General features: G+C 72.1%; 18 protein-coding genes. 12 read left to right on the top strand and 6 right to left on the bottom strand.

Annotated elements, in window-relative coordinates:
* Positions 1-105: 105 nt before the first annotated feature.
* The 6 genes from ACFV9T_RS10770 to ACFV9T_RS10745 all read left to right on the top strand — a co-directional run bounded on the left by ACFV9T_RS10770 (position 106) and on the right by ACFV9T_RS10745 (position 5,789).
* The gene (locus ACFV9T_RS10770) at positions 106-1,227 is read left to right on the top strand and encodes an exo-alpha-sialidase (protein WP_385438387.1); all 1,122 of its coding nucleotides are present in this window, start codon (positions 106-108) and stop codon (positions 1,225-1,227) included.
* Entirely contained in the window at positions 1,224-2,564 is a 1,341-nt protein-coding gene (locus ACFV9T_RS10765) for an ABC transporter substrate-binding protein (RefSeq protein WP_385438386.1), read from the top strand. The genes ACFV9T_RS10770 and ACFV9T_RS10765 overlap by 4 nt, the downstream gene beginning before the upstream one ends.
* Positions 2,561-3,532 (top strand): carbohydrate ABC transporter permease, encoded by a 972-nt coding sequence (locus ACFV9T_RS10760; RefSeq protein ID WP_385438384.1) that lies wholly within the window; start codon positions 2,561-2,563, stop codon positions 3,530-3,532. Before ACFV9T_RS10765 ends, ACFV9T_RS10760 begins: the two co-directional genes overlap by 4 nt.
* Positions 3,533-3,822: 290 nt before the next feature.
* Positions 3,823-4,722, top strand: coding sequence for a carbohydrate ABC transporter permease (locus ACFV9T_RS10755; protein ID WP_385438575.1), 900 nt, complete (start codon positions 3,823-3,825; stop codon positions 4,720-4,722).
* Positions 4,723-4,746: 24 nt separating this feature from the next.
* Positions 4,747-5,484: an NADPH-dependent F420 reductase gene (npdG, locus tag ACFV9T_RS10750; RefSeq protein WP_385438383.1), complete on the top strand. Its 738-nt coding sequence runs from the start codon at positions 4,747-4,749 to the stop codon at positions 5,482-5,484.
* Positions 5,485-5,579: 95 nt separating this feature from the next.
* Positions 5,580-5,789 (top strand): hypothetical protein, encoded by a 210-nt coding sequence (locus ACFV9T_RS10745; protein ID WP_385438382.1) that lies wholly within the window; start codon positions 5,580-5,582, stop codon positions 5,787-5,789.
* On the opposite strand, the gene ACFV9T_RS10740 is transcribed toward ACFV9T_RS10745, so the two are convergent.
* Positions 5,779-6,576 carry a site-2 protease family protein gene (locus ACFV9T_RS10740; protein ID WP_385438380.1) on the bottom strand — a complete coding sequence of 266 codons (798 nt, stop codon included), beginning with the start codon at positions 6,574-6,576 and terminating at the stop codon, positions 5,779-5,781. The genes ACFV9T_RS10745 and ACFV9T_RS10740 overlap by 11 nt on opposite strands.
* A gap of 179 nt (positions 6,577-6,755) precedes the next feature.
* Between ACFV9T_RS10740 and ACFV9T_RS10735 the strand changes: the two genes are divergently transcribed.
* Positions 6,756-10,106 carry an ATP-binding protein gene (locus ACFV9T_RS10735; RefSeq protein ID WP_385438572.1) on the top strand — a complete coding sequence of 1,117 codons (3,351 nt, stop codon included), beginning with the start codon at positions 6,756-6,758 and terminating at the stop codon, positions 10,104-10,106.
* A gap of 18 nt (positions 10,107-10,124) precedes the next feature.
* Here the strand turns inward: ACFV9T_RS10735 and ACFV9T_RS10730 are convergent, their stop codons facing one another.
* The 3 genes from ACFV9T_RS10730 to panB all read right to left on the bottom strand — a co-directional run bounded on the left by ACFV9T_RS10730 (position 10,125) and on the right by panB (position 12,977).
* Positions 10,125-10,949 (bottom strand): ABC transporter permease, encoded by an 825-nt coding sequence (locus ACFV9T_RS10730; RefSeq protein ID WP_385438378.1) that lies wholly within the window; start codon positions 10,947-10,949, stop codon positions 10,125-10,127.
* Positions 10,946-11,977, bottom strand: a complete 1,032-nt coding sequence (locus ACFV9T_RS10725) for an ATP-binding cassette domain-containing protein (RefSeq protein WP_385438376.1) — start codon at positions 11,975-11,977, stop codon at positions 10,946-10,948. Before ACFV9T_RS10725 ends, ACFV9T_RS10730 begins: the two co-directional genes overlap by 4 nt.
* A 121-nt stretch (positions 11,978-12,098) precedes the next feature.
* Positions 12,099-12,977, bottom strand: coding sequence for a 3-methyl-2-oxobutanoate hydroxymethyltransferase (gene panB / locus ACFV9T_RS10720; RefSeq protein ID WP_385438373.1), 879 nt, complete (start codon positions 12,975-12,977; stop codon positions 12,099-12,101).
* A 189-nt stretch (positions 12,978-13,166) separates the two neighbouring features.
* Between panB and ACFV9T_RS10715 the strand changes: the two genes are divergently transcribed.
* From ACFV9T_RS10715 to ACFV9T_RS10700, 4 genes are all read left to right on the top strand, one after another.
* Positions 13,167-14,759: an MFS transporter gene (locus ACFV9T_RS10715; protein ID WP_385438370.1), complete on the top strand. Its 1,593-nt coding sequence runs from the start codon at positions 13,167-13,169 to the stop codon at positions 14,757-14,759.
* A complete protein-coding gene (locus tag ACFV9T_RS10710; RefSeq protein ID WP_385438367.1) occupies positions 14,756-15,364 on the top strand; it encodes a TetR/AcrR family transcriptional regulator in 609 nt (202 codons plus the stop codon). Before ACFV9T_RS10715 ends, ACFV9T_RS10710 begins: the two co-directional genes overlap by 4 nt.
* A gap of 216 nt (positions 15,365-15,580) precedes the next feature.
* Positions 15,581-16,606 (top strand): endonuclease/exonuclease/phosphatase family protein, encoded by a 1,026-nt coding sequence (locus ACFV9T_RS10705; protein WP_385438366.1) that lies wholly within the window; start codon positions 15,581-15,583, stop codon positions 16,604-16,606.
* 134 nt (positions 16,607-16,740) lie between these two features.
* Positions 16,741-17,946, top strand: coding sequence for an MFS transporter (locus ACFV9T_RS10700; RefSeq protein WP_385438364.1), 1,206 nt, complete (start codon positions 16,741-16,743; stop codon positions 17,944-17,946).
* 49 nt (positions 17,947-17,995) lie between these two features.
* Here the strand turns inward: ACFV9T_RS10700 and ACFV9T_RS10695 are convergent, their stop codons facing one another.
* Complete coding sequence (locus tag ACFV9T_RS10695) at positions 17,996-18,922, bottom strand: NADP-dependent oxidoreductase (RefSeq protein ID WP_385438362.1); 927 nt, start codon at positions 18,920-18,922, stop codon at positions 17,996-17,998.
* Between the two features lie 59 nt (positions 18,923-18,981).
* On the opposite strand from ACFV9T_RS10695, the gene ACFV9T_RS10690 reads away from it, so the two are divergent.
* Positions 18,982-19,605 carry a TetR/AcrR family transcriptional regulator gene (locus tag ACFV9T_RS10690; RefSeq protein ID WP_385438360.1) on the top strand — a complete coding sequence of 208 codons (624 nt, stop codon included), beginning with the start codon at positions 18,982-18,984 and terminating at the stop codon, positions 19,603-19,605.
* Positions 19,606-20,082: 477 nt separating this feature from the next.
* Here ACFV9T_RS10690 and ACFV9T_RS10685 read toward each other — a convergent pair whose 3' ends face one another.
* On the bottom strand, positions 20,083-21,843 hold the full coding sequence (locus tag ACFV9T_RS10685; protein ID WP_385438359.1) for an NAD+ synthase: 1,761 nt from the start codon (positions 21,841-21,843) through the stop codon (positions 20,083-20,085).
* Between the last annotated feature and the right edge of the window lie 65 nt (positions 21,844-21,908).

Raw genomic sequence — 21,908 nt, 5'->3', positions numbered from 1 at the left:
CTCTGTGAGGCAAACCCTATGGTCGCCGGACACAAGGGACGTCCTACGTCCCATTTTTCTGGCTGAGCACTCGATCGATTGCAACGGCGCATCGGGAGGGTCTGCATGGCACGCCCGTACGAGGTCTCCGTCCCGTTCCGGGCCGGGACCGGGGGATACGCGAGCTACCGGATTCCGGCGGTGGTGGTGACGCGCGCCGGGACGCTGCTGGCCTTCGCCGAGGCGCGGGTGGGGTCGTCCGCCGACCACGGGGACATCGACCTGGTGCTGAAGCGGTCCGCCGACGGGGGCCGCACCTGGGGCGCGCCCCAGGTCGTCGCCCAGAACGGAAACGGAACAGCGGGCAATCCCGCGCCCGTTGTGCTGGAGGACGGGCCGCACGCGGGCCGCGTCGTCCTGGTGCACGTCCGCAGCGCCGCGTCCGCGACCGAGGACCGGATCCGCCGTGGCGAGGTGTCCGCGGCGGACGGGCGGCGGGTGTGGCTGACGTACAGCGACGACGACGGCGTGAGCTGGAGCGCGGCCCGTGAGATCACCGCGCAGACGAAGCGGCCCGAGTGGCGCTGGTACGCCACCACCCCGGGCCACGCGCTGCGGTTACGCCACGGCGATCACGCGGGCCGGATCGTCGTACCGGCCAACCACTCCCTCCCCCCGACCGTCCCCGGCGACATCGGCACCGAGGGCCGCTACAACGGCGGGCACGACCTGCTGAGCGACGACGACGGCGAGACCTGGCGGATCGGGTACGTGGACGACAACCCGGACGGCTACATCAACGTCAACGAGACGACCGCCGCCGAACTCCCCGACGGGCGGGTCTACTTCAACACCCGCAACGACGCGACCGCGCCCGGCACCCGCGCCGACGCCTGCTCGTACGACGGCGGCGCGACCCTCGCCACCCCCTTCCGGCCGCAGGCCGGGCTGGTGACGCCCGTCGTCGAGGGATGCGTTCTGCACCTCGGCGATCCGAGCGGTGAGCCGGATGTCCTGCTGTACTCCGGCCCCGCCGCCCCCGGCTTCCGGGCCCTGATGACGGTGCGGGCGAGCCGCGACGGCGGCGTCACCTGGCAGCCGGTGCACACCGTGGACGGGCTGCCCGCCGCCTACTCCGATCTGGTCAGGATCGATCAGGACACGGTCGGACTGCTCTACGAGACCGGCGACTTCAGCGCCTACTCGACCATCACATTCCGGCGCGTTCCGGTGGAGGAGCTGGTATGAGGAGCATGTCAGACAGCATGGGACCGCGGCGGCGTGCCGTCCTCGGCGGTGCGGCCGCCGCGGCGGCCGGGTTCACCCTCGCCGGATGCGGCGGGGACGACGACGGGGGCGACGAGCCCAAGGGCCGTAAGAAGGGCCAGAAGATCACCCTGACCTTCTGGTCCTGGGTGCCGGGCATCGACAAGCCCGTGGACCTGTGGAACAGCGAGAACCCCGAGGTCCGGGTCGAGGTCGAGAAGGTGTCGGCGGTCGAGGGCGCCCAGTACGCGAAGATGCACGCCGCGATCAAGGCGGGCAATCCGCCGGACCTCGGCCAGATCGAGTACCCGGTGGTGCCCAGCTTCCTGATCGACAACGGGCTGCTGGACCTCACGAAGCACGGGATCGACCGGTACAAGGACAAGTTCGTCGGCTGGCAGTGGCAGCAGTCGGTGTTCGGCAAGGGCGTGTACGCCGTACCGCAGGCGTCCGGGCCGATGGGGCTGTTCCTCCGTCAGGACCTGTTCGACGAGTGGGGCATCGAGCCGCCCGCCACCTGGGACGCGTACGAGGCGGCTGCCAAGGCGATCCGTAAGAAGGGCGCCTGGATCGAGACCTTCTCGGCGACCAACGGCAACCGCTTCGCGGGCCTCGCCTGGCAGGCCGGGGCGCGCTGGTTCGGTACCGAGGGCGACACCTGGACCGTCTCGATCGACGACGAGCCGACCCGTAAGGTCGCCGACTACTGGGACGCGCTGGTCAAGCAGAAGCTGATCAAGACCATCCCGGACCGGCAGAACGCCTGGTACAAGGACGTCCAGACCGGCGCCATGGCCTCCTGGCTCGGCGCCAGCTGGGGCGACGCGCTGCTGGTCGGCAACGCGCCGAAGACCGCCGGGAAGTGGCGGGTCGTCCCCATGCCGCAGTGGAAGCGGGGGGAGGCGGCGTACGCCAACTGGGGCGGCTCCACGACCGCCGTATTCGCCAAGACCAAGTACCCCAAGGACGCGCTGGACTTCGCGATCTGGCTCAACACCGACCCCGAGTCGATCAAGCTGCTGATCGACAACGGCTACGGCACCCCCGGCGCGAAGCAGGGCTACACCACCTCCGACCTCGACGTCCACCAGGACTTCTTCGGCGGCCAGGCGTACAGCAAGGTGTTCGAGGACGCGAGCAAGGGCGTGGACACCAGCTGGAAGTGGGGCCCGGCCACCGACACCCTCTACCAGCGGCTCGGCGACGCCTTCACGGCGGCCATCGGCGACGGGGCGTCCTTCCGGTCCGTGCTGAAGAAGGTGCAGCGGGACACGATCAGTGATCTGAAGGAAAAGGGCCTGAAGGCGGAGGCCGGATGACGAGCCGGGCGCCGGGCCGGGGGGCGGGTCCGGCGGCAGGCGGCCGGGTACGCCGCCTGACCCGTGCCGAGGCGCGCGGCGCGCGGGCGGCGGCCGGTTTCCTGCTGCCGTTCCTCGCGCTGTTCCTGCTCTGCTTCATCGCCCCCATCGGCTTCGCGCTCTACGAAAGCCTGCTCAAGGTCGAGCGCACCGGGCCGCTCGGCCTCGGCGGCGAGACCAAGGACGTGTGGGCGGGCCTGTCCAACTACACCCACGCCCTTCAGGACGGCCACTTCACCGCCGGATTCGGGCGGGTGCTGCTCTTCGGCGTGGTCCAGATCCCGGTGATGATCGCCTTCGCCACCGCGCTCGCGCTGCTGCTGGAGGCGGCGTCGGCGCGCTGGGTCGGCTTCTTCCGCACCGCCTTCTTCCTGCCGTACGGGGTGCCCGGGGTGATCGCCTCGATCCTGTGGGGCTTCCTCTACGTACCGGGGATCAGCCCGCTGGTGGAGATGGCGCACTCGGCGGGCTGGGAGGTGGACTTCCTGGGCCGCTCCACCGTGCTGTGGTCCATCGCGAACATCGTCACGTGGCAGTTCACCGGCTACAACATGCTGGTGCTGATCGCGCAGCTCAAGGCCGTACCGGGGGAGCTGTACGAGGCGGCGAGGATCGATGGCGCGAGCGCCTGGCAGATCGCCCGGCACATCAAGCTGCCCCTGATCCGGCCCGCCCTCGTGCTCACCACGGTCTTCAGCCTCATCGGCACCCTCCAACTGTTCGCCGAGCCGAAGGTGCTCAAACCGCTCACCAACTCGATCGACTCCGGCTACACCCCCAACCTGGCCGCCTACAACGAGGCGTTCACCAGCAACAACCAGCACATCGCCGCGGCCGAGGCGGTGCTGCTCGCCCTCGTCGCGTGCGTGCTGTCGTTCGGCTTCCTGCGCCTGGTGGGCCAGCGAGGCAAGGGCGGGGAGGACCGGTGAGCCACGTGAACGAGCCCGGCGGCCCCGAGCGCGCCGAGCCGTGGGAGACCCGGTCCCCGGAAACGTCCCCACCGGGACGCCCCGAGGACGTGCCCGCACCACGACCTCGCCCCGGGACGGGCGCGGAATCGGCCACGGGCGCGGACGCCGCCGGACACGGCCGGGCGGCGGGCCAGGCGGGCGCGGGCGACGGGCCCGTCCGGGGTCCCACGCCCGGCGAGGCGAGGCTCCGCGCCGGTGCGGAAGCGCGCACCGGCGGTCCTGGCGACGGGGGCGGCTCCGCACCGGGCGTGGGACGCCCGGACCGCCGACGCGCGCAGCGCGAGCGGCGGCACGCGCAGCGCGACCGGCGGCCGTCGCTGCGGTACCGGATCATCACCGTCTCGCTCCTCGCCGTTGCCGCCGTGTACTTCCTCACGCCCGTCTACTGGCTCGTGGTCTCCTCGACCAAGTCCAGCAGCGATCTCTTCGGCACGTTCGGCTTCTGGTTCCACGACCCGGACCTCTTCGGGCGGCTGCGCCAGGTGCTGACGTACGACGACGGCATCTACGCGCGGTGGTTCGCCAACAGCCTGATGTACGCGGGCGTCGGCGCCATCGCCGCCACCCTGCTGTCGGCCGCCGCCGGGTACGCCCTCGCCAAGTTCCGCTTTCCCGGGCGGGAGGGGATCTTCAACGTCATCCTGGCCGGGGTCCTCATCCCCGGCACCGCGCTGGCCCTCCCCCTCTACCTCCTCTTCAGCCGCATCGGCCTGGCCAACACCTACTGGGCCGTCCTCATCCCCAGCGTGGTCAGCCCCTTCGGGGTGTACCTGTGCCGGATCTACGCGGCGGCCGCCGTGCCCGACTCGCTGATGGAGGCGGCGCGGATCGACGGCGCGGGTGAGGCGCGGATCTTCTCCACGCTGGGGCTGCGGCTGATGACCCCGGCCCTGGTCACCGTCTTCCTGTTCCAGTTCGTGCACATCTGGAACAACTTCTTCCTGCCGCTGGTCATGCTCTCCGACTCCGACCTCTATCCGATCCAGCTCGGCCTGACCTCCTGGACGGGGTACGCGGACCGGCAGCCGGAGCTGTACCAGTACACGGTCGGGGGCGCTTTCCTGTCCGTGCTGCCGCTGATGGTGCTGATGGGCGTCCTCCAGCGGTACTGGCGTACGGGGCTGACGGAGGGGAGCGTGAAGGCATGACGTGGGCGTGACAGTATCGCTGTCATGACTACTCCTGACGGTACGACCGCCACCAACGAAGCCCCCGCCAAGAAGGCCCCCGCCAAGGACCCGTGGGACCTCCCGGACGTCTCCGGCCTGGTCGTCGGCGTGCTCGGCGGCACCGGTGACCAGGGCCGAGGCCTCGCCTACCGGCTGGCCCGGGCCGGTCAGAAGGTGATCATCGGCTCGCGCGCGGCGGAGCGGGCGCAGACCGCGGCCGAGGAGCTGGGCGGCGCGGACCTGGGCATCGAGGGCGCGGACAACGCCGAGTGCTCGCGGCGCAGTGACATCGTGATCGTCGCGGTGCCGTGGGAGGGCCACGGCAAGACGCTGGAGTCGCTGCGGGAGGAGCTGAGCGGCAAGCTCGTCATCGACTGCGTCAACCCGCTGGGCTTCGACAAGAAGGGCGCGTACGCACTCAAGCCGGAGGAGGGCAGCGCCGCCGAGCAGGCCGCGGCCCTGCTCCCGGACTCCCGGGTCACCGCCGCCTTCCACCATCTGTCGGCCGTGCTGCTCCAGGACCCGGAGATCGCGGAGATCGACACGGATGTGATGGTGCTGGGCGAGTCCCGCGCGGACACCGATGTGGTGCAGGCCCTGGCCGCCCGCATCCCCGGTATGCGGGGCGTCTTCGCGGGGCGGCTGCGCAACGCCCACCAGGTCGAGTCCCTGGTGGCCAACCTGATCTCGGTCAACCGCCGCTACAAGGCCCACGCGGGCCTGCGCATCACCGACGTCTGAGGACATCGTCAGGGCGACCCGTACGCCCCGGCGGGGCATGGGCGACAATGTCGGAAGCGCGTCACCCCCGACAGGACCCCACAGGAGCCACCCCCATGCCCCGCCTCGCCGTCTACGCCCTCCTCGTCTGCGCCCTCACCGTCGCGGCGGCCGTCGTCTCGTTCGCGCGGGGCAGCTGGCTCGGCGTCGTCTGGGTGCTGCTCGCCGGGATCTCGTCCAACATGGCCTGGTTCTACGTCCACAGGGCGAAGGCCGAGCGGGAGGCGGAGCGCGAGGCGGCGGGCGCCCCGGGCGCTACGAGCTGATCCCGGGCAACTGCGGCTGGCCCTGCCAGAAGCGGAAGAACTCCTGGCCGAAGTAGGTCTCGAACGGTGTCACCCCGAGCCCCCGCATGATCGCGTCGACCGCGTCGAAGAAGACCTGGTTGACCTCGGGTATCCACAGGATGCCGAAGACCGCGAGCAGCCCGAACGGCGCGTACGGCTCGACCTGCCGCCGGACGCGGTGGGACAGCCACGGCTCGATCACCCCGTACCCGTCCAGCCCCGGAACCGGCAGCGAGTTCAGGATCGCGGCGGTGACCTGGAGCAGCGCCAGGAACGCCAGCGCGAAGCGGAAGACCACCGGTATCTGGTCGGCGGTGCCGAGCCAGAACGGGGCGGTGAGCGCGGCGGCGAACAGCACGTTCGTCAGCGGCCCCGCGGCCGAGATCAGACTGTGCCGCCAGCGGCCCTGGATCCGGTGCCGCTCGATGAAGACCGCCCCGCCCGGCAGCCCGATCCCGCCCATGATCACGAAGATCAGCGGCAGCACGATGCTCAGCGCCACATGCGTGTACTTCAGCGGGTTGAGGGTCAGATAGCCCTTCGCGCCGATCGACAGATCACCGCCGTGCAGCGCGGTGCGGGCGTGCGCGTACTCGTGCAGACACAGCGAGACGACCCAGCCGGAGACCACGAAGAGGAAGACGGCGAAGCCGGGGCTGGCCGAGTAGTCCGTCCACACCGCCCACGCGGACACGAGCATGATCGCGACCAGGCCGAGAAAAACAGGACTGATCCGCCGCTCACGGCGGCTGATGGCGGTGGTCATGCGCGAGGTTTCTCCGTCCGGTACCTGATCATGGTGCGTCGTACGGTGCCCCGCTCGACTCCCGGGAAACGTCGGACAGGGGGCCGGGAGTTCCGGACACCGCGACCGTCCGGTAAGCGGACGGGCACGCTCCGGGAGCGGATGAACGGTGAGGTGTGACCGTCGACAACAATGGGGCCGTGCGCTACGCCATCCTCGGCACCACCCAGGCCCACCACGACGACGGCACCCCCGTCGACCTCGGGGGCGCGCGGCTGCGTGCGCTGCTGACCGCGCTCGCCCTGGCGCCGGGGCGGCTGCGGACGAACGGGGCGCTCATCGCTGAGGTCTGGGACACCGACCCGCCCGCCGACGAGAACGGCGCGCTGCAGGCCCTCGTCGGGCGGCTGCGGCGGGCCGTCGGCAAGGCGGCCATCGCGTCCGGGCCCGGCGGCTACCGGCTGTGCGCCGAGCCCGACGACGTCGATCTGCACCGCTTCGTACGGCTCGCGGAAGAGGGCGCCCGCGCGCTCGCCGACGGCGACCCGGCCAAGGCCGCCGCCCGCTACGACGACGCCCTCGCCCTGTGGCGCGGCCCGGCGCTCACCGACCTGCCCGACGGGATGGCCTCGGCCGCCCGCGCCGAGGCCCAGCGGCTGGACGCGCGGCGCGGCCGGATCGCCGCCGGGCTCGCCCTCGGCGACGCCGCCCGGACCCTGCCCGCGCTCGCCGAGCTGTGCGACGCCCACCCCCTGGACGAGCCGCTGCACGCGCTGCGCATCCGCGCCCTGCGGGACACCGGCCGCCCCGCGGAGGCGCTGGCCGCGTACGAGGCGATCCGGGCGGAGATCGCCGACCGGCTGGGCGCGGACCCGGGCCCCGAGCTGCGCGCCCTGTACGGAGAGCTGCTGACCCCCGAGCGGTCCGAGCAGCCGCAGCAGCCCAAGCCGACCAAGCCGCCCAAGGCCCCGGTGCCGCAGCGGGGCGGGCGCCGCGGTGGCAATCTGCGGGCCCGGCTCACCAGCTTCGTCGGCCGGGAGGCCGACCTCGCGGTGCTGCGCACCGATCTGGCCGCGCACCGGCTGGTCACCCTCCTGGGGCCCGGCGGCGCCGGGAAGACCCGGCTGTCCCAGGAGGCCGCCGAGTCGGTCGCCGACGCCTGGCCGGACGGGGTGTGGCTGGCCGAACTCGCCCCCGTGGACGACCCGAAGACCGTGCCCGAGACGGTGCTGACCGCGCTCGGCGCGCGCGAGACCGTCATCCGGGGCAGCGCCGCCGAGGGGCTGCGCGCCGCCGCCGACCCGGCCGCCCACGATCCGCTCACCCGGCTCGTGGAGCACTGCGAACCGCGCCGGATGCTGATCGTGCTCGACAACTGCGAGCATCTGGTCGAGGCCGCCGCCCGGCTCGCCGACTCCCTGCTGGCCCGCTGCCCCGGCGTCACCGTCCTGGCCACCAGCCGCGAACCGCTCGCCGTCCCGGGCGAGTTGGTGCGCCCGGTGGAGCCGCTGCCGGATCCGGTCGCGCTGCGGCTGTTCCAGGAGCGCGGCGCGGCGGCCCGCCCCGGCTTCCGCACCGACGACGACCCGGCCGCGTGCGCCGAGATCTGCCGCCGCCTCGACGGTCTGCCGCTGGCCGTCGAACTGGCCGCCGCCCGGCTGCGGCTGCTCACACCCCGGCAGATCGCCGACCGCCTCGACGACCGCTTCCGCCTGCTGACCAGCGGCAGCCGTACCGTGCTGCCCCGCCAGCAGACGCTGCGCGCCGTCGTGGACTGGTCCTGGGACCTGCTCGACGCCCGCGAGCGCACCGTCCTCGCCCGCCTCTCGGTCTTCGCGGGCGGCTGCGACCTCCCGGCGGCCGAGGCGGTCTGCGGCGATCCGGGGGACCGGACCCCGGTGGACCCCCGGGACGTGGCCGCGCTGCTCGGCTCCCTGGTCGACCGGTCGCTGGTGGTGGCCGCGCCGGGAGCGGACGGCGCCGACGGCGAGATGCGCTACCGGCTGCTGGAGACCGTCGCCGAGTACGCGGCCGAGCGGCTGGACGAGACGGGGGAGCGGGCGGTGGTCGAACGGCGGCACCTGGTCGCGTACCGGGAGCTGGCCCGTACCGCCGACCCCCTGCTGCGCGGCCGCGAGCAGCGCGTCTGGCTGGCCCGGCTGGAGACCGAGCACGAGAACCTGCGCACCGCGCTGCGCCGGGCCGTCGCGGCGGGCGACGAGCAGGAGGCGCTGTGTCTGGTGCTGTCGCTCGGCTGGTTCTGGAATCTGCGCGGCCACCGCGGCGACGGACGCCACTGGGCGACGGCCGCGGCGCGGCTGGGCCCCAACCCGTTCGCGCCGCCCGTCGCCCCCGCGCCCCCGCTGTACACGAGCTGTACGGCCGCCCCGCCGCCGATGGAGCCCGAGATGCTGGAGGAGGCCCGGCGCGGGGTGCGGCTGTTCGCGCTGGCCAACCTCGAAGGCAACATGAAGGCGATGGACGACGACGAGACCCGGCAGGAGATGCGGGGCATCGCCGCCGCCTACCGCCCGGGGCTGCCGCAGAACTGCCGGGTACCCGGCGTCATGTGGTTCTTCGCGGTGCTGCTGACGGGCGACCTCGCCCTGATGCGGGAGGTCGTGGACCAGGCGGTGCGCACCAGCCGGAAGCTGGGCTACAGCTGGGAGCTGGCCTTCACCCTCCAGATGCGGGCCAAGGTGATGACCCAGCGCACCGGCGGCGATCCCGGGGAGCAGGCGCGCAGGGACGCCGACGAGAGCCTGGAGCTGTTCATCCAGCTCGGGGACGCCTGGGGCGTGGCCGAGGCGCTGTCCGGGCGCGGCGAGACCCTGGAGCTGATCGGCGACGGCCGGGCCGCGGCCGACGACTACCGCGCGGCGATCCGCTACGCCGAGGAGCTGGACGCGCACGCCCAAGTGGTGCTGCTCAGGGCCCGGCTGGCGGGGCTGCACGTCGAGCACGGGGACGAGACGGAAGCGGCGGAGGGCGAGCGGGTCCTGCGCGAGCTGCTGACGGAGTCCGCGCAGGCGGATGCCGAGGCCGCGGCGTACGTCCGGATGCATCTGGCCCACCGGTACGGCGTCACGGGCCGGGTGGCCGAGGCCCGGGAGCTTCTGGCGGTGCTGCACGAGGAGTTCGCCAACCGGGCGCTCGATCTGTTCCAGGGCCTGGTCGAGGGGATGGTGGCCTGGCTGGACCTGATCGACGGACAGCCCGGAGAGGCGCTCACCCGGATCAGGCGGGCGCTCGTGAAGACCAGTGACCTCATGGCCCAGGTGGTCGCCCCGCAGGTGCCGGTGGTCCAGCTGATGACCGCCGCGCGGGTGCTGGCCGCCCTCGGCGGCGCGGAGCGGGCCGCGCTCGCGGCCCGGCTGCTCGGCGCGTACGACGCGCTGCGGCCCGGCATCCAGCGGATCCCCGCCAGCGAGCGGGAGGACCGGGCGGCGGGCGAGGCGGCGGTGCGGGTCTGGCTGGAGGACGGGAGTTACGAGCGGGCGTACGCGGAGGGCGGCGGCCTCACCGTGCAGGAGGCCGCCGCCCTCGTCTGAACCACCGCGTACCGCCGCTCAGGTCTTGGTGCGGAACTTCCGCACCGCCAGCGGCGCCGTGATCACCGTGATGGCCACCGCCCACACCAGGGCGACGGTCACCGGATGGGCGAGCGGGCCGTGGCCGCTGGTGAGCGACCGCGCGGCGTCGGCGAGCTGGGAGAGCGGGTTGTACTTGGTGAAGGTCTGCAGCCAGCCCGGCATGGTGCTGGTCGGCGCGAAGATCGACGAGCCGAACTGCAGCGGCATGATCACCAGGAAGCCGATGCCCTGCACCGCCTGCGGCGTCTTCAGCGACAGCCCCAGCAGCATGAAGATCCAGGTCAGCGAGGACCCGAAGGCCAGGGCCAGGGCCACCGCGAGCGCCAGCTCGGCCGGGCCGGTCTTCAGCTCGAAGCCCATGATGAAGCCCATGATGAGCAGGATGAGGGTGGACACCAGCATCCGCCCGGTCTCCACGATCAGCTTGGCGACCAGCACCGAGGAGCGGGCTATCGGCATCGTGCGGAAGCGGTCCATCACCCCCTTGCGGAAGTCGTCGTTGACGCCCGTGCCGACCGACATCGCGATGTTCAGCCCGCCCATCGCCATCATCCCGGGGATGAAGTAGTTGACGTACTCACCGCGGTCGCCGCCCGATACCGCGCCACCGAAGACGTAGGTGAACAGCAGCGAGAAGACGATCGGCATCATCAGCGCGTCGAACATCGACTCCGGGTCCTGCTTGATCTGCAGGGCGTTACGGCGCACCAGTGCGCCGATGTGCCGGAGATTGGCGCGCAGCCCGATCCGACCCTCGTCGGGCAGGCCTTGGGCGGACGCGGTCATCGTTGCCGCACTCATGCCGCAACCTCCTCAAGGGCCTTGTCGCTGCTGTCGGTCTTGGTGTCCTCGGGGGTCGAGGTCTTCTGGCCGGTGATGGCCAGGAACACCTCGTCCAGGCTGGGCAGATGGGTGTCGATCCCGGCGATCGCGAAGCCGCGCTCGCCGAGCAGCCCGATCACCGCGGTCAGCTGCTCGTCGCTGACGATCGGCACGTTGACCAGGCCCTCTTCCACGTCGGCGGTCGCGCCGCCGACACCGTCGAGCCCGGCCTGCGCTATGGCCCCGACCATCCGGTTCAGCTCACCGGGGTCGGAGGGGCGGATCTGCAGGGTGCGCCCGCCGACCTTGGCCTTCAGCTCGTTCACCCGGCCCTCGGCGATGATCTTGCCGCGGTCGATGACGGTGAGGTCGTGCGCCAGCTGCTCGGCCTCCTCCATGTACTGGGTGGTCAGCAGCACCGTGGAGCCCTCGGCGACCATGCGCTTGACCTCGTCCCACACCTCGTTGCGGGTGCGGGGGTCAAGGCCGGTCGTCGGCTCGTCCAGATAGAGCACCGCGGGCCGCCCGATCATGGAGGCGGCCAGGTCGAGACGGCGCCGCATACCGCCGGAGTAGGTGGCCGCGGCCCGCTTCGCGGCGTCCGTCAGCGAGAACCGCTCCAGCATGGCGTCCGCGCGCGCCCTGGCCTCCTTGCGGGAGAGATCGAGCAGCCGCCCGATCATGTACAGGTTCTCCCAGCCGGAGAGCTTCTCGTCGACCGAGGCGTACTGCCCGGTCAGACCGATCGTGCGGCGCAGCTGCCGGGGCTGCCGCACCACGTCGTACCCCGCCACGACGGCGGTGCCCGCGTCCGGCACCAGCAGGGTGGACAGACAGCGGACGAGGGTGGTCTTCCCGGCGCCGTTGGGGCCGAGCACACCGAGGACGGTGCCTTCCGGCACGTCCAGATCCACCCCGTCGACCGCCTTGGTGTCGCCGAAGTGCTTGACCAGCCCCCGTACTTCGACGGCGTTGCCGTCCCTGATCTTGTGTTCCTGTCGCGTCATGTAGTAAGCGTGACACCCCCCGCCGACAGATCACCGACAAGCAGCAGACAGCCCGCCGACGGGGGACGGTCGGCGGGCTGTCGATGTACCGCGATGGTCTCGGTGTGCCTACTCGGTGCGCCTAGTGGAACGAGTGCTCCTCGGCCGGGTACGCCCCGCCGACGACATCCTCGGCGAACGCGCGCGCCGCGTCGCCCAGTACCTCCCGCATCCGGGCGTACTGCTTGACGAAGCGCGGCACCCGGCCGCCGGTCAGGCCCGCCATGTCCGTCCACACCAGCACCTGGGCGTCGCACCCGGCGCCCGCGCCGATGCCGACCGTCGCGATCTGCAGCGAGCGGGTGACCTCGGCGGCCAGTTCGGCCGGGACCAGCTCCAGGACCACGGCGAAGGCGCCCGCGTCCTGCACGGCCTTGGCGTCGCGCAGCAGCTGCTGCGCGGCCTCCTCGCCGCGGCCCTGCACCGGGTAGCCGCCGTACGCGTTGACGGACTGCGGGGTGAGGCCGATGTGCGCCATGACGGGGATGCCGGACTGGACGAGCAGTTCGATCTGGTGGGCGGAGCGCTCGCCGCCCTCCAGCTTGACCGCGCCCACCCCGGCCTCCTTGACCAGCCGGGTGGCGTTGCGCAGCGCCTGGACCGCGCCCTCCTGGTACGAGCCGAAGGGCAGGTCGCCCACGACGAGGGCGCGCTTGGTGCCGCGTACGACGGCGGCGGACAGCAGGGCGACCTCGTCCATCGTGACGGGCACGGTGGACTCGTAGCCCAGATGGCAGTTGCCCATCGAGTCGCCGACCAGCATGACGGGGATGCCCGCCTCGTCGAAGACGGAGGCGGTCATCGCGTCATAGGCGGTGAGCATGGGCCACTTCTCGCCGCGCTCCTTGGCGGCGGCGATGTCGCGGACGGTGACCCGGCGGGACCCCGTCCCCCCGTACAGCGCCTTCGACGGCCGCTTTTCCGGATTTTGTGGCTTTTGCGCAGGGCTGACGTGCGTCATTACGACGGCTCCTGTTCGTCATCTCGAGGCGCCCTGACGGCGTCCCCGGACCACCCCCATGCTGGCACGCCTCCCGGCGCTCCGAAAGTAGGGACATTCGAGTACGGATGGACATTCGATGGACAAAGGCTCGCAAAGTCTTGCCCATACGAGACGGGACCGTATCGAAACGGTCTTAGCCTGGGCCGCATGGCAGCAGCACCCTCCGCCGAGGCGATCCACCGCAGACGCTGGGCGATCCTGGTCGTCCTCATGGTCAGCGTCCTGGTCGTCGTCCTGGACAACTCGATACTCAACGTGGCGATGAAGACCATCTCCACCCCGGAGCCCACCGGTCTCGGCGCCACCCAGAGCCAGCTGGAGTGGGCCATCAACGCCTACACGCTGGTCTTCGCGGGGCTGCTGTTCACCGCCGGGCTCCTCGGCGACCGGCTCGGCCGCAAGAAGGTGCTGCTCGGCGGCATGGCCGTGTTCGGCATCGGCTCGGTGCTCGCCGCCTTCTCCTCCTCGCCCGGCGAGCTGATCGGCTTCCGGGCGCTGATGGGCCTGGGCGCGGCCTTCGTGATGCCCGCCACCCTGGCCATCCTGGTCAACGTCTTCGAGCGCGACGAGCAGGCGAAGGCCATCGGCATCTGGGTCGCCGCCGTCGGCCTGGCCATCGCCATCGGGCCGATCACCGGTGGTCTGCTGCTGGAACACTTCTGGTGGGGCTCGGTCTTCTTCGTCAACGTCCCCGTCGTGGCCGCCGGGATCACCGCGATGGTGCTGCTCGTCCCCGACTCCCGGGACCCGGCGCCCGGCCGCCTCGACCCGCTGGGCGTGCTGCTGTCCGTCGTGGGCCTGGTGCTGCTGGTGTACGGCATCATCAAGGGCGGCCAGCTCGCCGACTTCACCGACGCCCAGGTGCTGGCCACGATCGGCGCCGGGCTTCTCGTCCTGGGCCTGTTCGTCTGGCACGAGAAGCGCAGCGACCATCCGGCCATCGATGTCAATTACTTCCGGAACCCGGCCTTCTCGGCCGCCATCGCCGCCGTCGCGCTGGTCTTCTTCGCGCTCATGGGCGTGACCTTCTTCATGGTCTTCTACATCCAGAGCGTGCGCGGCTTCAGCGCCCTGGACTCCGGGCTGCTGCTCCTGCCGCTGGCCGCCGCGCAGCTGCTGTTCGCGCCGCGCGCCCGGCTGGTGGTGGAGCGGTTCGGCGCCCGCGTCGTGTGCACGGGCGGGATGCTGCTGGTGGCCGCCACCATGGCCGGGTTCCTGCTGCTGGACACCGATTCGCCGCTGTGGGTGCTGGAGGTGCTGTTCTTCTTCCAGGGCGCGGGGATGGCGCACATCATGCCGCCGGTCACCACCGCGATCATGCAGGCGCTGCCGCGCGAGAAGGCCGGTTCCGGCTCGGCCCTCAACAACACGTTCCGGCAGGTCGGCGGCGCGCTCGGGGTGGCTGTCCTCGGCTCGGTGCTCTCCGCCACGTACCGCGAGGGCATCCAGGGCACCCTCGCCGCCGTCCCCGGTCTTTCCCCCTCCGCACGGCACTCGGCGGGCGAGTCCATCGAGGCCACCGTCGGCCTCGCCGAGCGGCTGGGGCCCGCGGGGCACGCGCTGCTGGGGCCCGCGCACGACTCCTTCGTCCACGCGATGCACCTCACCGCGCTCGGCTCGTCCGGTGTCGCCCTCTTCGGCGCGCTGGTCGTGGCGGCCTTCCTGCCCGGCAAGGACGCGGACGACGGCCCCGGCAGCGGGCAGCCACGGGAGCAGGCCGGGGCGGGGGCCGACCGATGACCGCGCCCCCGGCGCACGGACTCCCGCTGCGCGGGCGGCCGCGCAACGCCGCCACCGACGCCGCGATCATCGAGGCCGTGCTGCGGCTGCTGGAGGAGGGCTCATCCGTCGGCGCGCTGTCTATCGAGGGGATCGCGCGCGCGGCGGGTGTGGGCAAGGCCACCGTCTACCGCCGCTGGTCCGGCAAGGACGCGCTGATGCTGGACGTCCTGCGGTCGCTGGAGGAGCCGGGTCCGGAACCGGCCGGGGTCTCGGTCCGCGACGACCTCGTCACCGTCCTGGAGTTCATGCGGCGGCGCGGGCTGGCCAAGCGCAACTCCCTCGTACTGCGCGGCATCCTGGCCCAGATGCACGCCGACCGGAAGCTGTGGCGGGCGTACGACGAGAACGTCATCGAGGTCCGCCGGGAGCTGCTGCGGTCGGTGCTGCGGCGGGGCGTCGCGAACGGTGAGATCCGGGCGGACACCGATCCCGAGCTGCTGGCCGACCTGTTCACCGGGCCGATGCTGTCGCGCGCGATCCTGCACGAGTGGCGGGAGCTGCCGGAGGGGCTGGCCGAGCGGATCGTGGACACCGTTCTGGAGGGGGTCTCGGCGCGCGGCTGAGAGCGCGTATGCGAGCGTAGGACGGACGGCGCGTCCCGATGCCTTTGTGCCTGTTGCGTCACAACCGCCCCTGGTGCCGCGGGATGCGGAACCTGGGCATACCGGTTGGGCGTCCACCGGGCAGGGACGCCCGGTGGGGGCGTCGGGAATGCCCTGGTCATCGCCTAGGGTCTTGACCGATAGGCGGGCGAGCGGCAAGTGAGGGACGGACAGCGCATGGTGCAGGCGTACACGCGGGAGACCGGACAGTCCGGGGGCGCACCCCAGCCGGCCGGCTCCGGGTTCGGTCGCCTGCGCGACCGGCTCCGGCACAGCCGCGGAATCTGGCGGCGCGGCCTGGTGCTCGCGGCGTTCGCGGTCCTGCTCACGCTGATCATGGTCTTCCACGCCGACATCCCCAACCGCGTCGGCAACCTGGGCAGCCTGCTGGAGACCTTCCTGCCGTGGCTGGGCGTGTTCCTCCCGGTGCTGCTGGTGCTCGGCCTGGTGCGGCGGTCGGCGAGCGCGCTGGTGGCGCTGGTGCTGCCGGTCACCGTCTGGCTGAACCTCTTCGGCGGGCTGATGTTCTCCGACAAGTCCGGCGGCGACGGCGACCTGACCGTCGTCACCCACAACGTCAACGCCGACAACTCCGACCCGGTCGCCACCGCGAAGGACGTGGCCGCCTCGGGCGCCCAGGTGGTGGCGCTGGAGGAGCTGACCGACAGGGCCGTGCCGACGTACCAGAAGGCGCTCGCGGGCGAGTACCGCTACCACGCCGTGCAGGGCACGGTCGGGGTGTGGAGCAAGTACCCGCTGTCCGGGACCAAGCCGGTCGACATCAAGATGGGCTGGACCCGGGCGCTGCGCACCACGGTCACCACGCCGGAGGGCGAGGTCGCCGTGTACGTCGCCCATCTCCCCTCGGTGCGGGTGAAGTTCAACGCGGGCTTCACCGCCGGGCAGCGCGACGCGAGCGCCGAGGCGCTGGGCGAGGCCATCCGTGACGAGCCGCAGGACAAGGTGATCCTGCTCGGCGACCTGAACGGCACGATGAACGACCGTTCGCTGGCCCCGGTCACCTCGCAGATGCGCTCCGCGCAGGGCGCGGCGGGCGACGGCTTCGGCTTCAGCTGGCCCGCCTCGTTCCCGATGGCCCGCATCGACCAGATCATGGTGCGCGGGGTGAGCCCGGTCTCTGCCTGGGCTCTGCAGCAGACGGGCAGCGATCACCTTCCGCTGGCGGCGTCCGTTACCCTCTGAGCCTGCCAATCGAAGATCTAACAAGCTGTTCACCTTGAGGATGGTGCTCCGGAAATAAAGCGCGTGAGAGACTTTGTTCCGGTAGAGAACATACGCGCGATCTCCTCTTCCTCACCGCTTGTGAAAGGTCTCTCATGCCCCTGGCACTGCTCGCCTTGGCGATCTCTGCCTTCGGTATCGGCACCACAGAGTTCGTGATGATGGGCCTGCTGCCCAACGTCGCCGACGATCTGAGCACCTCGGTGCCGACCGCTGGCTATCTCGTCTCCGCCTATGCCATCGGCGTCGTCATCGGCGCCCCGCTGCTCACCGCCCTCGGCGCGCGCATCCCGCGCAAACGCATGCTCGTGCTGCTGATGGGGCTCTTCACGGTCGGCAACCTCGCCTCCGCCCTCGCCCCCTCGTTCGGGCTGCTGCTCGCCGGGCGGGTGCTCGCCGGACTGCCGCACGGCGCGTTCTTCGGCGTCGGCGCGGTGGTCGCCTCCCGGCTGGTGAGCGAGGAGAAGCAGGCCCGCGCGGTCGCCACCATGTTCCTGGGGCTGACGATCGCCAACATCGTCGGCGTGCCGGTGGGCACGGCGCTCGGCCAGGGTCTTGGCTGGCGCGCCACCTTCCTCGTCGTGACCGGCATCGGCCTGGTGGCCATGGCCGCGCTCGCCCGGCTCGTGCCGCAGGTGCCGCGGGACCAGCACGGCGGCCTCGGCCACGAGCTGCGCGCCCTCGGCAACCGTCAGGTGCTGCTCGGGCTGCTCACCGCGGTCTTCGGCTTCGCCGGTGTCTTCGCCGTCTACAGCTACCTGGCCTCGATGGTGACCGAGGTCACCGGCTTCGCCGAGTCCTCCGTCACGATCGTGCTCGCCCTCTTCGGCATCGGCATGACCCTGGGCGCGCTGGTCGCGGGCCCGCTCACCGACCGCGCGCTGCGGCCCACGCTGTACGGGTCTCTGGCGGCGCTGGCCGTGATGCTGGTGGTGTTCAACTTCACCGTGCACATCAAGTGGGCGGCGCTGGTCTCGGTCGTCCTGCTCGGCGCGGTGGGCTTCATGACCACCACCCCGCTGCAGATGCTCGTCATGAACAAGGCGAAGCACGCCCCGACCCTCGCCTCCGCCTCCAACCACTCCGCGTTCAACCTCGCCAACGCGGGCGGCGCCTGGATCGGCGGCGTCGCCATCGCGGCGGGCTGGGGCTGGACGTCCCCGACCCTGGTCGGCGCGGCGCTCGCGGTGGTCGGCCTGGCGATAGCGGTGATCGCGGGGCTGCTGGACCGAGGCTCCTCGGAGAAGTCCCGCGTCGTGGCGGGCAGTGAATCGGTCCCCACGCTGTCCGAGGTGCGCTGACCCTTTCTGTTACGAACGCGCCCCCGCCGCACGGCGGGGGCGCGTCTGTCTACGGCACCGTCAGCACGATCTTCCCCCGGACGCGGCCGGTGGCGCTCAGCTCATGGGCCTTCGCCGCGTCCGCCAGCGGGAACACCTCGTGCAGCGGCACCCGGAACCGGCCCTCTTCGGCCAGCGCCGCCGCCACCGCGAGCCCGTCGTTGCCGGGCGCGTCCCCGCTGCCCGCCCAGGTCAGGTGGACGCCGTGGTCCTGCGCGGCCATGTCGGCCACCGACACCACCCGCCGGGCGTCCCCCGCGATGGCGACGAGGTCCGGCAGCGAGCCCGAGCCCGCCGCGTCCAGCACCGCGTCGACCCCGCCGGGCGCCGCGACCCGGTCCGCGAGCCCGGGGCCGTAGGTGGTGGGCGTCGCCCCGAGCCCGGTGAGGAACGCGTGGTTCGCCTCCCGGGCCGTGCCGATCACGGTGGCCCCGCGGGCGGCCGCGAGCTGGATCGCCGTCGTGCCGACGCCCCCGGCCGCGCCCTCGATCAGCAGCGTCGTGCCCGCCGTGACGCCCAGCAGATTCAGGGCGCGGGTCGCGGTCTCCACATTGGCCGCCGCGCCGCCCGCCTCCTCCCAGCTCAGCGCGTCCGGCTTGGCGGCCCAGGCGGCCAGTACGGCGAACTCGGCCGCCGCGCCCCCGAGCCGGCCGATGTCGACCACCCCGAAGACGGCGTCCCCGACCGCGACGCCCGTCACGCCCTCACCGATCTCGTCCACGACTCCCGCGGCGTCCACCCCGGGGATATGCGGCAGGGCGAGCCCGAGCCGCAGCTCCTCGGGGATCGCCCCGGAGCGCAGCTTGTGGTCCGCCGGGGTGACCCCGACGGTCCGTACGGCGATACGGATCTCACCCGGCCCGGCGTGCGGTTCATCGGCCTCGCCGATGGTGAGGACGTCGGATGGGCCCAGCTCTGAGTACTGAAGCGCAAACATGTGGCTGACGCTAACAGCGAACCGGAACAGGGCGTCCGTTTCGCCTTAAAGTGAGAGACATGATCGACGAACCGTCTCGGAAGCGCACCGACGCCCGCCGCAACCGCGACCGCATCATCGAGGTCGCCGGTGCCACGTTCGCCGCTCAGGGGCTCGATGTGCCGATGCGCGAGATCGCCCGCCGGGCCGGTGTCGGGCCCGCGACGCTCTACCGCCACTTCCCCGCGAAGGGAGACCTGGTCGCCGCGACCTTCGCCGATCAGCTGGACCACTGCGTGGCGACCCTCGACGCCGCCCTCGCCGACCCCGACCCCTGGCGCGGGTTCTGCGTGTTCATCGAGAAGGTGTGCGCGATGCAGGCCGACGACCGGGGCTTCACGGCCGCCTTCCTCGCCACCCTCCCCGGCACGCTGGCCACCGACTTCGAGCGCGTCCGCGACCACCACCTGCGCCGCTTCGCCGAGCTGACGCGGCGCGCCAAGCAGAGCGGACACCTGCGGGCCGACTTCGTACCGGACGACATCAAGCTGCTGATCATGGCCAACGGCGGCATCGGTACGGAGTCTCCAGCCGCCTCCCGCCGCCTGGTGGCCCTCCTGCTCCAGTCCCTGCAAGCCCACCCCACCACCCCGCCAGCCCCTCTGCCACCGCCGGTTCTTCCCCCACCCCGCCCCTTCCCGTAACCAGGAGCTCCGCCCCTGCACCCCGCTCCTCAAGCGCCGGAGGGGCTGGACCCGGCGCACCCGGAGCCGGACCCGAGGACACCGGCGGGTGGCCGCCGACAGCGCGGAGGGGCGGGGTCGCTCCCACCCCCGCCCGACACCCGGCCACCGGGCGGGCCGGAACCGTGCCCGGGGTTGGGACCACCGGCGGGGGGTCGCTACTCGGCGGAGGGGGCGGGGTCGCAGGGGTGGGGTCCTGGACGCTGACGTGTATTTGTGGCGCCGTGGACTTCCGGCCGACCCCACGTTCCCGGGCGGCGGCGCCGTAAATATACGGTCCAGGGCCCTGCCCCGGAGGCGCCGCACCCGGCACCCGCGCACCTCGGCACCCGCGCACCTCGGCACCCGCGCACCCCGGCACCCGCGCACCCCGGCACCCGCGCACCGGGGTCCGGGGCGGAGCCCCGGCGGGGGTCCGGGGGCGGAGCCCCCGGGACATCAGCCCCGTTCGCGCCAGCGGTTGGTGATCGGCAGGCGGCGGTCCTTGCCGAAGCCCTTGGCGGAGATCTTCGTCCCCGGCGGGTACTGGCGGCGCTTGTACTCCGCCGTGTCGACCAGCCGCAGGATCCGCGTCACCAGCTCATCGTCGTAGCCCGCCGCGACGATCTCCTGCCGCCCCTGGTCGCGGTCGACGTACAGCTCCAGGATGCGGTCGAGCACGTCGTAGTCCGGGAGGGAGTCGGTGTCGACCTGGCCCGGCCGCAGCTCCGCGCTCGGCGGCTTGGTGATGGAGTTCTCGGGGATGGGCGGGGTCTGGCCCCGCTCGCCCGCCGCGCGGTTGCGCCACTTCGCCAGCCGGAAGATGGACGTCTTGTAGACGTCCTTGATGGGGCCGTACGCGCCCACGGAGTCCCCGTAGAGCGTCGAATACCCGCACGCCAGCTCGGACTTGTTGCCCGGGGCGAGGACGATGTGGCCCTCCTGGTTGGAGAGCGCCATCAGCATCGTGCCGCGCAGCCGCGACTGCAGGTTCTCCTCGGCGAGCCCGGTCAGGTGCAGCGAGCCCATGTAGGCGTCGAACATCGGGGCGATCGGGACGGTGCGGAAGTTGAGCCCGGTGCGCCGCGCCAGCTCGTCCGCGTCGGCGATCGAGTGCTCGGAGGAGTAGCGGGACGGCATGGCCACGCCGTAGACGTTCTGCGCGCCGACCGCGTCGCACGCGATGGCCGCGACGAGGGCGGAGTCGATGCCGCCGGAGAGCCCGATCAGCACGCTGCGGAATCCGTTCTTCGCGACATAGGCCCGCAGCCCGACCACCAGCGCGGTGTAGATCTCCTCGTCGTCGCCGAGCCGCTCCGCCTCGCCGCCCGCGAGCCCCGGCTCGGGTTCGTAGGCGGGGAGGGGGCCGGCGGAGAGGGTGCGGTGGTCGATGCGCAGCCCGTCGTCCACGACGCCTTCCGGAACGGCGTCCGGGTCGGCGGCGGGCAGGTCGAGGTCGACCACGACGCAGCCCTCGGCGAACTGCGGGGCGCGGGCCACCACTTCGCCGTCGCGGTCGACGATGATCGAGTCGCCGTCGAAGACCAGCTCGTCCTGGCCGCCGATCATCGCCAGGTACGCGGTGGTGCAGCCCGCCTCCTGGGCGCGCTTGCGGACCAGGTCCAGCCGGGTGTCGTCCTTCTCGCGCTCGTACGGCGAGGCGTTGATCGACAGCAGCAGCCCGGCCCCGGCGGAGTGGGCGGCGGGCACCCGGCCGCCGTCCTGCCAGAGGTCCTCGCAGATGGCGAGCGCGACGTCGATGCCGTGGACGCGGACGACGGGCATGGTGTCGCCGGGCACGAAGTACCGGAACTCGTCGAAGACGCCGTAGTTCGGCAGATGGTGCTTGGCGAAGGTGAGCACGACGGAGCCGCGGTGCAGCACGGCGGCGGCGTTCTGCGGGGAGCCGGCGGGCTGGCCGTACCGCCGGGCCCGCTCACTGCGGTCGAGATAGCCGACGATCACCGGCAGCTCGCCCAGACCCTCGGCGTCCAGCCGCTCGGCGAGCGCGCGCAGCGCGGTGCGCGACGCCTCGACGAAGGAGGAGCGCAGGGCCAGATCCTCGACGGGGTACCCGGTCAGCGCCATCTCGGGGAACGCCACCAGATGGGCGCCCTGCTCGGCGGAGTGCCGGGTCCAGTGGACTATCGACTCGGCGTTCCCGGCGAGGTCGCCGACGGTCGAGTCGATCTGGTTCAGAGCGAGGCGAAGTTGAGGCACGGCGCCCAGTGTAATCGTCTGTCTGACGCGATGGCCGGTGCGTGTCCGAGAACACCTCCTGCGGC

The sequence above is a fragment of the Streptomyces sp. NPDC059850 genome (assembly GCF_042731515.1).
Taxonomy (GTDB): domain Bacteria; phylum Actinomycetota; class Actinomycetes; order Streptomycetales; family Streptomycetaceae; genus Streptomyces.
The sequence above is the reverse complement of the archived record's forward strand: the minus strand, read 5'-3'. Positions and strand labels throughout refer to the sequence as shown.

Coding starts and splice junctions, on each gene's coding strand:
- ACFV9T_RS10770 (WP_385438387.1), top strand. CDS start 106: ATGGCACGCCCGTACGAGGTCTCCGTCCCGTTCCGGGCCGGGACCGGG.
- ACFV9T_RS10765 (WP_385438386.1), top strand. CDS start 1,224: ATGAGGAGCATGTCAGACAGCATGGGACCGCGGCGGCGTGCCGTCCTC.
- ACFV9T_RS10760 (WP_385438384.1), top strand. CDS start 2,561: ATGACGAGCCGGGCGCCGGGCCGGGGGGCGGGTCCGGCGGCAGGCGGC.
- npdG (WP_385438383.1), top strand. CDS start 4,747: ATGACTACTCCTGACGGTACGACCGCCACCAACGAAGCCCCCGCCAAG.
- ACFV9T_RS10745 (WP_385438382.1), top strand. CDS start 5,580: ATGCCCCGCCTCGCCGTCTACGCCCTCCTCGTCTGCGCCCTCACCGTC.
- ACFV9T_RS10740 (WP_385438380.1), bottom strand. CDS start 6,576: ATGACCACCGCCATCAGCCGCCGTGAGCGGCGGATCAGTCCTGTTTTT.
- ACFV9T_RS10730 (WP_385438378.1), bottom strand. CDS start 10,949: ATGAGTGCGGCAACGATGACCGCGTCCGCCCAAGGCCTGCCCGACGAG.
- ACFV9T_RS10725 (WP_385438376.1), bottom strand. CDS start 11,977: ATGACGCGACAGGAACACAAGATCAGGGACGGCAACGCCGTCGAAGTA.
- panB (WP_385438373.1), bottom strand. CDS start 12,977: ATGACGCACGTCAGCCCTGCGCAAAAGCCACAAAATCCGGAAAAGCGG.
- ACFV9T_RS10715 (WP_385438370.1), top strand. CDS start 13,167: ATGGCAGCAGCACCCTCCGCCGAGGCGATCCACCGCAGACGCTGGGCG.
- ACFV9T_RS10710 (WP_385438367.1), top strand. CDS start 14,756: ATGACCGCGCCCCCGGCGCACGGACTCCCGCTGCGCGGGCGGCCGCGC.
- ACFV9T_RS10705 (WP_385438366.1), top strand. CDS start 15,581: ATGGTGCAGGCGTACACGCGGGAGACCGGACAGTCCGGGGGCGCACCC.
- ACFV9T_RS10700 (WP_385438364.1), top strand. CDS start 16,741: ATGCCCCTGGCACTGCTCGCCTTGGCGATCTCTGCCTTCGGTATCGGC.
- ACFV9T_RS10695 (WP_385438362.1), bottom strand. CDS start 18,922: ATGTTTGCGCTTCAGTACTCAGAGCTGGGCCCATCCGACGTCCTCACC.
- ACFV9T_RS10690 (WP_385438360.1), top strand. CDS start 18,982: ATGATCGACGAACCGTCTCGGAAGCGCACCGACGCCCGCCGCAACCGC.